The organism is Lactobacillus gallinarum, from assembly GCF_002160635.1.
Lineage (GTDB): Bacteria > Bacillota > Bacilli > Lactobacillales > Lactobacillaceae > Lactobacillus > Lactobacillus gallinarum.
In genome coordinates this window covers 1-13706 of the sequence record NZ_NFKZ01000039.1, presented here as the reverse complement: position 1 = coordinate 13706, position 13706 = coordinate 1, and the positions used below count along the sequence as shown (strand labels likewise).

Genomic DNA, 13706 nt, shown 5'->3' with positions numbered 1-13706 from the left:
AGTTTTGCTTGAGTTTTCAGGAGTCTCTTCGAAGAATGTGGACACTTAGATGTCGAGTTTAGAAAATTAGATCTGATTTCTTAAGTAAATACGTTTTACTACTAAGTTTTGGAGGTTTTTATTATGCAAGTTACTTTTGGAATTGATGTAAGCAAGTCTACTTCTACTGTTTGTGAACTAATTGGTGAAAGCAAAAATGAACTAACCATTACTAATAATCGTCCTGGTTTTATTCAATTGCTTCATGAATTAACCGCTTTTTCTAAACATCCGCAAATTATTTTTGAAGCTACCGGTGTTTATTCACGCAGACTGCAGGCTTTTCTTGAAGACTACGGCTATGATTATGTAATTCTTAATCCTCTTAAAGCTAAAAAAGAAATGGATATGGGACTACGTCATAATAAGACTGATAAAACTGATGCTTATCATTTAGCCTTAATTCAAAGACTATATCATCATCCAATTAATCAACTTCAATCTCAAACTTATAAGCAGCTTAATTCATTGAGTCGTTTCTACAACCAGTTAACAGCTGACTTAGTAATGGCTAAAAATAGACTTCATCAAGCTTTACAATCGACTTTTCCTGAAATTGAAAACTTATTTTCTGCTGCTAAAGGTAAAAATTACTGGCAAATAGTTGTGCGATATCCTCATTGTGACTTAGTAAGAAGAGAAGATAAAAAACAGCTTATTAACTGGTTAATGAGCTTAAAGGGGATTGCTTTTAAACACGCTCTAAGGACTGCAGATAAATTAATTGAATTAGCTTATCAAGCTTATCCAGTTGTATCTTGCTCTAGCATAGAAGTCGAGCAAGTGCAGTATTATGCACACAGATTGCTTAATTTAAGTGATCAAAGAGAAAATTTAATCGCAAGAATGGTTAAGTTAGCGAAGTCTTTGCCTAATCATGATTTAGAAAACCTAGAAAGCATTCCAGGCTTTGCACAGACCACTGCAGTCAGAGTTTTAGCAGAGTTAGGAGATTTACGCAGATTTAGTAATCCTAATAAAATCAATGCTTTTATCGGAATTGATCCAGGCAGATATCAGTCAGGAGAAATGGAATCTAATTTAAGTATTACCAAACATGGCAATGCAGTCGCACGTAAGTTGCTTTATCGAGCTATTGGACAAATTGATAATGCAGCTAAGACAAATCCGTGTCATATAGCAGATTATTATGAAAGCAAAAAGCTATCCTCTCAAACCAAGGGCTCAAAAAGATAGCTATTGCTTCAATTCATAAACTAATCAGAACCATTTATGCTCTGATTATCAATGATCAACTATATGATTACGACGTAGCCACACATAACCAAAAAGACTTTAGTCGTAATTAATTGATCAAGTACATTATAACGCTAAGCCCAAAAATCAGATATGGATCTGGGCTTATTTGTCGTGTCTAACTAAAAAAATAAATCGACACTAAAAGATGTTTAAGTTGAAATTTAAACAAAAAATGAAGCCAAACTTCTTATTATGCTTGACTTTACGTAGAAAAAATCTCCGAAAAATTTCTATCTTCCTATTTGGAAGAATTTTCATTAATAATTTTTACTACTTTCGCAAAAATATCCTTTACATCTTGGTCTTCAACTTATGACCATGAAATACTTTCAGGGAATCGTTAGTCAGGCTGGCTTAATTGAAGCCATTTATTCAACTGGCATGCTAATTGGCGGCACTATCATTGGCCTCTTTGGTAAGTAGCAGGACCGGATGAAGCCCGTAATCATCGCGTTTTTCCTGGTTGGCATTCCAACCGGTATTAGCGGCATTTTGCCAGGTAACCAAACCGGATTTTTATGGTTCGCAGCTTTAAACATCATTGAAGGAATTGCGACCCCATTTTTTTACAACGCTTTTAATGGCAATGATTCAACAAAGTTATCCAGCAGAAGAGTTAGGGCGGATTCTAGGCGTTTTGAATTCTTTGTTGAGTCTAGCTGGACCAATTGGCTTAATTTTTGCCGGTCCCCTAGCTGATTTGATTGGCATTGAACGCCTATTTGTGATTTGCAGGAATCGGTGCTGCCATTTGCGAGGTGGTCGCGGTGTTAATGCCAATTACCAGGCAATATGACATTAGGCTGCATCAAAAATTGGCGAAATTAACTGAGCAACCAGATAAGTAATTAACATGATGATCAAAAAAAAGGAGAAAGACCAAACTACCAGCTGGTCTTTCTCCTCTTTTTGTCATCACTTAATTACACGTTTTTTATCTTTTTACCAGTCAATCCCATCGCATTAATTGCCACGATAATTGACGACATCGCCATGGCCACAGCACCAACGGCTGGGTCTAGAGTGATTCCCATAAATGACAACACACCGGCAGCGAGTGGAATTGCGACAATATTGTAGCCTGCTCCCCACCAGAGATTTTGAACCATTTTCCGATTTGTGATTTTAGCCAAATCAAGAAAATGTAAAATATCGCTGGGTTCTGATTTAACCAACACAACATCAGCGGAATCAATGGCAACATCGGTTCCGGCACCAATTGCAATTCCAATATCGGCCGCGGAAAGACTTGGTGCGTCATTTACGCCGTCACCAACCATGATGACGTGATTGCCCTTTGCTTGATAATCAGCAATAATCTTTTGCTTATCATCTGGTAATAGGCCTGCATGGAATTCAGTCAATCCTAGTAAGTTAGCAACGTGTTCCGCGGCTTTTGGATTATCGCCAGTGAGCATTACGGGGGTAATTCCTCGCCTCTGAAGACCACTAATTAATTCCTTAGCACTCGCTTTGATGGTGTCGCCTTCAGCAACCATTCCTTGAACTTGGGTGCCCTGCAATAGGAAGCTGACGGAATTACCCTTAGCAGCCCATTTATCAGCAGCGGCCTTGTCAAACCTGATCCCTTGCTTCGTTAAATAGTTACCATTAACAATCATATAGTCAGTGCCATCAATATTACCGGAAATACCAACGCCCGGAATATTTTGAGACTTTTCAGCCGCAACGACTTCAATGTCCTTCGCTTGGGCTTCAGTAATGATTGCTTGGGCCAGCGGATGAGTCGAATTATTTTCAAGGGCAGCCAGTCGGCTTAATAACGTTGTTTCGTCAATCCCATCATTTGGAATCAATGCATTCACCGTAAATTTACCTTCTGTTAACGTGCCAGTTTTATCCAAGAGAACGTGGCTAACATGTTGACTTGCTTCAATGGCTTGGCGATTTCGAACTAATAGCCCATTTTGAGCGCCAATCGTAGTAGAACGAGAAACCACTAATGGAATCGCTAATCCTAATGCATGCGGGCAAGCAATCACGAAGACGGTCACCATGATTGTCATTGCAGTCGCCAATCCCTGGGGTAACCAGGCAAAGAAAGCAATAATCCCAACACCAAGTGCCGCGTAAAATAGATACTTGGCAACTAAATCAGCTTTATCTTCTGCTTTAGATTTAGCTTGCTGGGCATTTCGAACCATTTTCATTACTTGAGAAAGATAGCCAGAGTCACCAGTACCACTAATTTTAACCGTTAGCGTACCGTTATTGTTGATTGTACCACCAATGACCTTATCGCCAACGTTCTTGGTAACGGCAGCAGATTCACCGGTTACCAGTGCTTCATTCACGGTCGACTCCCCAGCCGTAATAACACCATCGGCTGGAATACTCTCACCTGAACGCACTTGGAAAGCTTGACCAACTTTTAAATCAGATACTGGCACTTCTTTTGTTTCACCATTATCTGTAACTAGATGGGCCGTCTTAGGCAACAGAGCCACCATCTTTTGTAATGCATTCCCAGCCCCCATCAATGCATTCATTTCAATCCAGTGTCCTAGAAGCATAATTAAAATCAGGGTTGCAAGTTCGAACGAAAAATCCATTACAGGATTTGCCGGGTTCAAGAAGTTGTCGGCAATAAATGCGTACAAACTGTAGAAATACGAAACGGAAATTCCAAGGGTTACTAGCGTCATCATTTCAGGAGATTTATTCTGAATTTCCGCTTTAGCCCCCTTTAAAAAGGGCATTCCGCCATAAAAGTAAAGTGCTGTATCAAACAAAACGATGATAATGCCAACAATTAGCGGTGAACTGAAACTAAGGATGGAAGCGTTTAAACCCATGATTGGTGCTAACAGTAAAACTGGAATCGCTAAGACAACGGAGACCCAAAATTTAACTTTCAAATTCCCCATATGCATCATTGAGCCACCGTGCATCATCATGTCGGTCCCAGCCATATCCATATCACCGTGATTCATGTTCATTTGGCTGTGATCCGTTTCGGTCATATCGTGATCCATATGACTCATATTTGATTCATTATTTTCCATATTCTTAGCACTCATGTTTTTCATGTTCATATGTTCCTTTTTATTTTCCATGATTATCGACCTCCTAAAAATAAGTTTGCGTTTGTAGCCTCCTAACACTTATTAGCTTGCAACTGTAGTCACAATAATGCAACCTTTTTGCCAGAAAATACTAGGCATTTTTCACTATAATGAATACTTGTAGTAAGTTATATATCTACTACAGTTATATATTGTAGTAAGAAAATGTAGAATAGAGACTGTAAAATAGTTTGTGTAAGGATGTATGATTCCTTAAATTAATTTCTTAAAACATTAGAAAAAGGAGTTCCTTTCTCGTATGATTGGTTTGAACAAAAAAACACATACAGAAAGAAGAACTCCAGCAAGCAGTTAATGACCTATTAGAGGCTGAACTGACTGCGTTTTTAGGCTATGATCCTTATGCCAGAGCTGGCTGGAATACAGGTAATTCACGCAATGGTGCTTACTTCCGCAAAGTTGATGCGCAATTTGGCGAGATTGAAATTCAGGTGCCTAGGGATCGCAGCAGCCTGTTTCATCAGCACACGCTCCCTGACTACAAGCAGCACTCCAATGTCTTGGAAAGCATGATTATCAAGCTATATTCCAAAGGCGTAACCACCAGAGAAATAGCCGACTTGATTGAAAAGATGTATGGCAGCCATTACAGCCCATCTCAGGTATCTAACATCTCCAAGCAGATGATTCCAAAAGTCGAGGCCTATCATCAGCGCAAACTCAGTGACAAGTTCTTCTGCGTTTATTTGGACGCTACCTACATTCCTTTGCGTCGCATAACCTTTGATCGTGAAGCAGTTTATATTGCCATTGGCATCAAGCCTAATGGTCACAAGGAAGTCATCGATTACCGTATCGCTCCTAGCGAAAACGTCGAGAATTGGACGGAAATGCTTCAAGACATGAAGTCTCGCGGTCTAGAGCAGGTTGAGCTCTTTCTTTCAGATGGCGCTTTGGGCATGAAGACAGTGCTGGAGCAGACTTATCAGAAAGCTCATTTTCAACGCTGTCTAGTTCATGTCATGCGTAATATCTGCGCTAAAGTATGCGTAGATGATCGCGAAACGATCATGAATGAATTCAAGCAAATCCATCAACAGCCAAATAAAGAAGCTGCGATCAAAGTCTTGCACGCCTTCTATGACAAGTGGAACAGAGCGTACAACCATGTCATCAGAAATCTCAAAGAGATTGAACCTGATCTGCTGGTCTTCTATAATTATCCTAAGCAGATCAGGGCTTCAATTTACTCCACCAATATGATCGAATCCTTTAACAACGTTATCAAGCGTAAAGCTAAGCCTAAAGCAGAGTTTCTAACTGAACAGTCGCTTAATACTTTTATTGGCATTCAAACGAACGCTATTTCAATCGAATCCACAAAGGCTTTGGTCAGGTTCAGGACACCTTAGAATCCTATTTTGATTAAATAAAAGATTAAAAAATCGATCTACGAGAAAAATCTATTTACACAAAAGATTTGACAGTTTCGTTCAAGTAGGCCTAAAATCAAATTAGTCATCTTAATTTATAATTTTCCACGTCTCCATTTTTATATAAATTTCTCCACCTACATTGTTACAAACTATGGATATAATATCATTTTTACCTTTCTGCGCCTAAATTCATCAAATTCACACTATTTTGACATCATATTTACAAAAAAATAAAGCTCAACAAAGGTTGAGCCATGCTTTGATCAATAATTAAGATATTCCACTTCTAATTATAAGCTAAAAATCAGCTAAACATACATATTAGTTAATTACAATTAAATCTCACTTCTCACTCACATAAACCTGATGACTTCGTGGAAACTCACGCTTAAAAGCCGCAGTGAAAGCATGCTTTGCTACATTATCAGCAATCGCAAATGTATTAACAGAATTCTCATATCCCTGCTCAGTTAATTTCATTTGCTCACCATCAACTTCAACTGTTAATGAACGATCTTTCTTCTTAGTAAGCAACACCACACGTTTTGATTCTTTGCTTTTCAATAGCTGTTTTATTAATGACTTTACTTGTTTAACTGGTATCTCACGCATAATTTTCACCCAGCAACACTTTTGCTCTTCTTAAAACCGGTAACTCTCTGTCCGCAATTAATTTACCAATTTTAGTTTCCGCACATTTTTGATATTCTTTTTCAGCATCCCGATAACTCAACCTTAAAGTCGACAAATGAAAATCTTCTATTTCATCCTTAGTTAAATGTTTTTCACCAAAAGAAGTGACTTTGCAAAGATAATAATTATTAATATTATGGCGATGAATCAAATTATAGTAGTCACTAACTATACCGATTTTATGCATAATCTCAACTTCAGCACCTAATTCTTCTTTAAGCTCTCGCTTTAGCGCTGTTTCTAAATCTTCACCAGCTTCAACGCCACCACCTGAAGTTTCAATTAGCGTTGCCTTACCAAAGTCGTCATCACGTTTAGCTCTAACAAAATAATAATTTTCCTGGTCATCAAACACGATAGCTCGCACTATTTTACGATCATGATCAATATATTCTAATGGCCATTCAGTATCTTTCAATTGGAGGTTTAATTCTTTCATAACTTTTTCTTTCTAAAAAAAATAAAGCTCAGCCAAAGCTGAGTTTTATTTTAATTGATAATCAATGATTATTCTTCGTTCAATGATGAACGGTCGAATGAAGCATCCTTAAGTTCGTCATCGATAGTCTTAGTACCCATCCAAGAAATCATTTCCTTCATCTTGGCAGTAATTGCTTCTGCACCTGGCAATAACAACTTACGTGGGTCATAACCCTTAGCCTTCTTGTCAAGGTCCTTCTTGTCTTCGATGTACTTACGAGTAGCTTCTTGGAATGCTAATTGGAATTCAGTGTTGATGTTGATCTTAGCAATACCAAGTTGGATAGCCTTCTTAACTTGGTCTTCAGGAATACCTGAACCACCGTGAAGTACAAGTGGAGTGTCAGGAACAGCTTCAGCAATTTCCTTAAGACGGTCGAAGTTCAAGCCCTTCCAGTCTGCTGGGTAAACACCGTGGATGTTACCAATACCACAAGCAAGCTTGTCAACGCCAGCTGCAACGAACTTCTTAGCATCTTCAACAGAAGCTAATTCACCGCCGCCTTGGTTTTCACCAATCTTACCGATTTCAGCTTCAACTGAAATACCACGTTCATGAGCTAACTTGATGATTTCCTTAGTCTTAGCCAAGTTTTCATCAGTTGGAAGTGCGTGACCATCAAACATAACTGATGAGTAACCAAGAGCAATACATTCCTTAGCTGATTCAAAGTCACCGTGGTCCAAGTTCAAGATAACTGGAACTGAGATGTTCATTGAATCCATTTGGTCAGCTACCATGTCCTTAACGAACTTGTAACCACCCATGTACTTAGCAGCACCAGTTGATACTTGGATCAACAATGGAGTTCTAGTTTCTTCAGCAGCACGTAATTCTGCACGAGTCCATTCCAAGTTGTTAGTGTTGTAAGCACCTACAGCGTAATGGTTCTTACGAGCATCTTTAAAGATTTGATTACCGTTGTCAAAATAAGCCATTAAAAAATACCTCCTAAATATCTTACATGCATATTGTACCCTAATTCTGGAATTATGAACAATCTTTCACAAAATGTAAGCGTTATTTTTTAATTTTCATAATTTTTCAGTTACATTTCCTTAGGAGCATTGACACCCAAGAGTCTAAGTGCTTCAGTCAAAACGATTGAAGTAGCTTGAACTAAGGCAAGACGAGCACCAAGTTTATCATCTTTAGTTAAGATCTTCACGTTTGCATAGTACTTGTTAAATTTCTTAGCTAAATCAAGAGCAAACTTAGCAATTACAGATGGTTCGAACTTGTCAGCACTTCTTGCAATAATTCTTGGGAAGTCCGCTAAATCCTTAGCTACGGCAAATGCCCAGTCATCGTCTAAGGCAAAGTCTCCTTCGCTTGGCTTTTCACCCATTGCAGCGGCTTTACGCAAAACACTTTGTGCACGAGCATTAGTGTATTGAACATAAGGACCAGTATCACCTTCGAAACGGACAACTTCATCTAAATCGAAGTCAAAGTTGTCTAAACGATCATTCTTCAAATCGTGGAAAATAACTGCGCCGACACCTACGTCATGAGCAACTTGATCCTTATCAGCCAAATCTGGGTTCTTTTCTTCGATTTGCTTCTTAGCAAGAGAAACGGCATCCTTTAATACTTGATCAAGGAAGACAACGTTACCCTTTCTAGTAGATAACTTCTTACCGCCTTGAGTAATCAAACCAAATGGAATGTGGTGAATTTCATCTGACCAGTCATACCCCATCTTCTTAAGAACAGTCTTAAGTTCTACAAAGTGTTGTGCTTGTTCGTTACCAACCACATAGAGCATCTTAACGAAGTTGTATTCCTTCATTCTCCATTCAGCCGCAGCTAAATCACGTGTTAAGTAAATTGAAGTACCGTCGGACTTAACGATAATTGCTGGGTTTTCATCCGGGCCCATATCCACAACTTGAGCACCACGTGATTCATGAAGCAAACCTTTTTCCTTCAATTCATCGATTACTGGTTGCATCTTATCGTTGAAGAAAGCTTCACCGTTGTATGAATCAAAGCTTACGCCCAATTCCTTGTAGATGCGCTTGAAGTCTTCAAGAGAAACTTCACGGAACCATTTCCACAATTTAACTGCTTCTGGATCACCGTCTTCAAGCTTCTTGAACCATTCACGACCTTCATCATCAAGTTCAGGATTATCTTCAGCTTCTTTGTGGAAACGAACGTAGTAGTGGAAAAGATTCATAATTGGATCTTTCTTAACGTCTTCTTCATTACCCCAGTGCTTGTAGGCAGCAATCAACTTACCAAATTGAGTACCATAGTCACCTAAGTAATTGATTTTAATAGGAGTATAGCCAACCTTCTCCATTGTCTTAGCAATTGAATTACCAATTACAGTTGAACGAAGGTGGCCCATTGACATTGGCTTAGCAATGTTAGGGCTAGACATATCAATTGGCACATTTCCTTCACCAATCTTTTGATCACCATAATGTTCTTTTTCAGTCAAAACATCCTTCAAAGTCGATGAAACTAATTTTTCATGATCAATCGCAAAGTTAACGTAAGGACCGACTGCTTGGATATTAGCGAAATTATCACTTGATAAGTTATCCGCAATATTTTTAGCAATTTCTGCAGGATTTTTGTGCAAAGTCTTAGCCAAAATAAATGCTGGGAAAGCATAGTCTCCCATCTTAGCATTTTTAGGGCGTTCAATTAATGCAGCAATTTTTTCTTTAGGTAAATCAACTTGACTAGCAACCAAGTCAACTACTTCATTCTTAAAGTCCATTTTATTCCTCTCTTCTAAATAAAAAAGTCTCCTTCTACAAATGTAGAAAGAGACGAGTTAAAAACCCGCGGTACCACTCAGATTGATACAAAGTATCCGCTTATTTAAATTCTTGATTTTATCAGTCAAACACGCCTTCATTATCTTCTAGTATCTATCTTGCACCAACATAGACTCGCTTAAAAAGAAAATAACTACTACTTTTGACTTCTTGGCAAACATGATTATAGCAGGAAAAAACGGCTTCTGCCACTAATTTAGTTAAAAAAGCCATTCTTGAGTTGGATTAAAATCTTGAACGCTTTGAACAAAGTTTTTTACTGCAATTTTTTAAAAAACGTTGCTTAAAAAGCAACGTTCTTGTTAATTATTTTTAATGACTACCTTCGTACCATCTGGGATGTGATCCATAATCCACTTAGAATCAGGTACACTCAAACGGATACAACCATGTGAACCTTGAGTTCTTCCCAATTTGACTGCTTCTTTTAAGTTATAGCTATAATCAGCTTTAGTTGGCACAGAGTGGAACAAGTACACGTTATCAGGACTCCAACTAGTCCAATTATTAGCTCCTTCACCTAAGTTATAATTGAAAAAGCTGTCTCCACGACCATTTTGGATCCTAAAAGTTCCAGTTGGGGTCAATGACTTGCCCTTCTTGTAGATTCCACCAGTTGATAACATGGTATACAAAACCTTGCCTTTTCTTAACAAATAGGTCCGGTTTCCTTTTAATGATACCCGCAAAGTCAAATCCTTTTCATACGGCTTAATCTTAGGATATTTTTTAAGCTCACTCTTTTTCTTCCAAGTGCCTGCCTTGCGCAAGTCCTTAGGATCGCTATATGGTCGATATAAAGCACCATTATCTACTTTTTTAGCTTGTTTTTTCTTAATTTTATTTATTTTCTTAGTTTTGGCCTTAGTCTGCGTTGTAGCAGCTTCTTGTGAGACATCAGACTTAGGTGCGCATACCTTAGCTAAGCCGATAATTGCACCAAAAGCTAGAACGATACTAGTTACGCCGATAATAATGTTTTTTTTCATAAATATGTTAATCTTCTTTTTTATTAATATTTAACTCAATTATATTATGCTTTTTCGTCTTTTAAGCGTTAAAAAACATCCCTCAACTAGGGATGCATTTATTTACTATTAGAATTTTAACATGTTTATGCCAATTCTGAATACTTTTTCATCAATTTAGGCAATACTTTAGAAAGTTCCGTTGGTCGTACCACATAATTATCTTTGGCAAGCAAGTCACCTGCTAAAGAATGAAGATAGACAGCAGCTTGAACGGTTTCAACGCCTGGGCCAAATTGAGCAACCATCCCACCGATGATTCCTGCTAAAGTATCACCCATTCCACCAGTGGCCATGCCTGGATTGCCAATTGGATTAACAAAAATTTGACCAGTCCCATTATAAACATGAGTATGATTCGATTTGAGTACTAAAAGCGCATTAGTATCTGGAATCAATTGGTTTAAAGCATCAATATTGGCACTATCTGTTTGAAACGGAATACGAATTTGACTCAATCGTTGCCATTCCATTTGATGCGGCGTCAAGATTAAGTGGCCAGCATTAGTTGGCAATAAGTTCTTATCCTGACTAATTAAATCAAGAGCACTGGCATCTAAGACAACGGTTTGTTTTTCTGAAGTACATCTTCGCAAGATAACTAAAATTTGCTTAGCGAGATCACTCATGCCTAATCCTGGCCCGCAAACTACAACATCCATATTTTTGATTAAATCTGCTAACTTAGCATCGCGCCAGTTGATAAACATTGCTTCAGGCACTCGTGCATGTAGCGGTGCTAAATTCAAAGGGTGTGTTGCAACAGCAGTCAAACCTGTGCCAGCATTAATAGCGCCTTCGGTAGACATAATAATAGCGCCACCATAGTTCTCACTACCACCGATCAAGAGTACACGACCGTAATCGCCTTTATGTGTATCGCTTTCTCTTTCTTTAATTACCTTTTTCAAGATATCTTCAGAAATTTCAGTCATATTTATCTTCCTCCGAAAATCCAGCGCCAAATTCTGACAAAAAAGTTCACCTTGTTATTAGCTGACAATGCCTTAGCCTTGACGTTCATCCCATTAGGATTAGACAATGAAACAATCTTTTCATTACCAGATTTAAATTGATAATCACCAACTGTTTGATCTTTCTTAATTGGTGCTTCTACAGATTTTTTATTCAATGATGCCACTAAAGTTTTGCCATCAGCTGGATCCCAGATAGTAGTCTTGTTCTTTAGACCCAAGTTAGTTGTTGCGTTATCACCATCAGTTACCTTAATAGTTTTGGCACCATTCATTTGGCTACCAGCAGTCATTGTTACAGGACGATACTTGGTAAAAACATAATTCATTAACTTTTTAGTTTGTTCAAATCTAGCTGGATCCGTTCCGTCACGGTGACGTGCGCCCATTACTACAGTCAGTAAACGAGCACCATTGTGTTGTACAGTTCCGATAAAACAAGCCCCTGCAGCATCAGTATTCCCCGTCTTTAAGCCATCAACTGGATAAGCTTGATCATATTGAGAAAGCCCCTTTAACATCCAGTTAAAGTTAGCCATCTTAGTTACGTGACCAGCATCTTTAAAGTTTAAGTGAGCTAAGCGTGTAGTTTCTAATACTTCTGGGAATGCCGAGATTAATTTTTGACCGACAATAGCCATATCCTTAGCTGACATCGTATTTTCAGCATTTTTATTTACACCAGGATATGCATCTTTACCCAAATTGCCATTAGGTAAACCACAAGCAGTATAAATCTTGGCATCTTCAATCCCCCACTTTTTTACTTGAGCTCGCATTTGATCGATAAATGCCTTTTGTGAGCCAGCAATTGTTTGACCAAGCAGCATAGCAGCACCATTAGCTGATTCAATTAAGGTTGCTTGATAAAGTTGTCTTATCGTATACGAATGTCCTAGTTTTAATGGTACATTCGAATATTCTGCATTGTTGGCGACTTTAACGATTGGAGCGGTTGGTTTGACCTTTTGATCCCATGAAAGCTTATGATTTTTAATTGCCTGTAAAGTTAAATAAACAGTCACTAATTTGGTCATCGAAGCAATTGGTAAAGTTTGAGCCGCATTTTTGGCATATAAAATTTGACCTGAATCACTATCAATCGCAATGGCTGACTTTACATTCAGCTTAACTTGATCTGCTTGATAACTGCTAGTTGTATCTGCGTTAACAGGCGTAGTCGCAAAAACTGCACCGCACGAAAAGATTGATACAGCTGCAACAGTTGTAATTGCTACACGTTTTATTTTTTTACTAAAAAACATGAAATTCCATCCTTTTGTATAATTAAAGTATTTTATGCTTACATTTTACCAAATATTTGGTATTATTTACATTTTACCAAATATTTGGTATTATTATTCATGTAGCTAATAAAAATGCCCGCTTGGCGGAATTGGCAGACGCGCAGCGTTCAGGTCGCTGTTTAGGTGACTAAGTGAAGGTTCGAATCCTTTAGCGGGCATAAGTAAAGACCTAGCAGTATTTGCTAGGCCTTTTTGCTATTCTTTTTCTATTTCAAAGAGATACGACTGAAAATCACCAGTCACTTGGGCTGTATCACCATTAGAAGCATTGAATTTATATGGTTCACGCAAACCAAAATTAGTAAGTACTCTACCACTAACCTTATTTTTTTGATTAATGATATAGTCTGCATTTTGATCTAAATTTGAGAGGGAAAGATAACGATCAAGCGTATCATTTGGCTTAGCTAATTTACGGAAAAAGCCAATGATTTGTTTTTCATCTTGTTTTACGCTCCATGCATATTTATTTTGATCTTCTAAGGGCACTAATTGCTCAAAGTGGCCATTAACAAGTAGATCCCGTTTACTGCTATGAAAAATGTAAGCAAATGTATGACTATGTTTTATTTTCATACATTTTGGACTATTCGTGCTTTCCATTTCTCTTACCAACGTCTACGCTAGTATTCCGATATTTCAATTT

Annotated in this window: 9 protein-coding genes, 1 tRNA gene and 3 pseudogenes; 4 read left to right on the top strand and 9 right to left on the bottom strand. The window is 38.0% G+C overall.

The features are described from left to right. Nucleotides 1-123: 123 nt before the first annotated feature. Both B5E95_RS09400 and B5E95_RS10570 read left to right on the top strand, forming a co-directional pair. A pseudogene (locus tag B5E95_RS09400) lies at nt 124-1349 on the top strand (IS110 family RNA-guided transposase). Nucleotides 1350-1608: 259 nt separating this feature from the next. Next, nucleotides 1609-2147 (top strand): annotated as a pseudogene (locus tag B5E95_RS10570) (MFS transporter); the annotation flags it as partial. Nucleotides 2148-2222: 75 nt separating this feature from the next. On the opposite strand, the gene B5E95_RS09390 reads toward B5E95_RS10570, so the two are convergent. Beyond that, nucleotides 2223-4376 carry a heavy metal translocating P-type ATPase gene (locus B5E95_RS09390; protein ID WP_087236421.1) on the bottom strand — a complete coding sequence of 718 codons (2154 nt, stop codon included), beginning with the start codon at nt 4374-4376 and terminating at the stop codon, nt 2223-2225. A gap of 299 nt (nt 4377-4675) precedes the next feature. On the opposite strand from B5E95_RS09390, the pseudogene B5E95_RS09385 reads away from it, so the two are divergent. Then, nucleotides 4676-5775, top strand: a pseudogene (locus B5E95_RS09385) (IS256 family transposase); the annotation flags it as partial. A 349-nt stretch (nt 5776-6124) separates the two neighbouring features. Here B5E95_RS09385 and B5E95_RS09380 read toward each other — a convergent pair. The 7 genes from B5E95_RS09380 to B5E95_RS09350 form a co-directional block, all read right to left on the bottom strand. Next, entirely contained in the window at nt 6125-6394 is a 270-nt protein-coding gene (locus B5E95_RS09380; protein ID WP_087176096.1) for a hypothetical protein, read from the bottom strand. Then, nucleotides 6387-6914, bottom strand: coding sequence for an NUDIX domain-containing protein (locus B5E95_RS09375; protein ID WP_087176095.1), 528 nt, complete (start codon nt 6912-6914; stop codon nt 6387-6389). Before B5E95_RS09375 ends, B5E95_RS09380 begins: the two co-directional genes overlap by 8 nt. A gap of 68 nt (nt 6915-6982) precedes the next feature. Next, entirely contained in the window at nt 6983-7894 is a 912-nt protein-coding gene (locus B5E95_RS09370; protein WP_025005521.1) for a class II fructose-bisphosphate aldolase, read from the bottom strand. 110 nt (nt 7895-8004) lie between these two features. Continuing rightward, nucleotides 8005-9690 (bottom strand): arginine--tRNA ligase, encoded by a 1686-nt coding sequence (gene argS / locus B5E95_RS09365; RefSeq protein WP_087176094.1) that lies wholly within the window; start codon nt 9688-9690, stop codon nt 8005-8007. Nucleotides 9691-10053: 363 nt separating this feature from the next. Beyond that, nucleotides 10054-10740: a L,D-transpeptidase gene (locus B5E95_RS09360; RefSeq protein WP_065989714.1), complete on the bottom strand. Its 687-nt coding sequence runs from the start codon at nt 10738-10740 to the stop codon at nt 10054-10056. A 125-nt stretch (nt 10741-10865) separates the two neighbouring features. Then, the gene (locus B5E95_RS09355; protein ID WP_005725666.1) at nt 10866-11714 is read right to left on the bottom strand and encodes an NAD(P)H-hydrate dehydratase; all 849 of its coding nucleotides are present in this window, start codon (nt 11712-11714) and stop codon (nt 10866-10868) included. A 2-nt stretch (nt 11715-11716) separates the two neighbouring features. Further along, a complete protein-coding gene (locus B5E95_RS09350) occupies nt 11717-13018 on the bottom strand; it encodes a serine hydrolase (protein WP_087176093.1) in 1302 nt (433 codons plus the stop codon). 116 nt (nt 13019-13134) lie between these two features. Between B5E95_RS09350 and B5E95_RS09345 the strand changes: the two genes are divergently transcribed. Continuing rightward, nucleotides 13135-13218, top strand: a tRNA-Leu gene (locus B5E95_RS09345). A 37-nt stretch (nt 13219-13255) separates the two neighbouring features. On the opposite strand, the gene B5E95_RS09340 is transcribed toward B5E95_RS09345, so the two are convergent. After that, nucleotides 13256-13636, bottom strand: a complete 381-nt coding sequence (locus B5E95_RS09340) for a GH36 C-terminal domain-containing protein (protein ID WP_204206637.1) — start codon at nt 13634-13636, stop codon at nt 13256-13258. Nucleotides 13637-13706 lie beyond the last annotated feature (70 nt).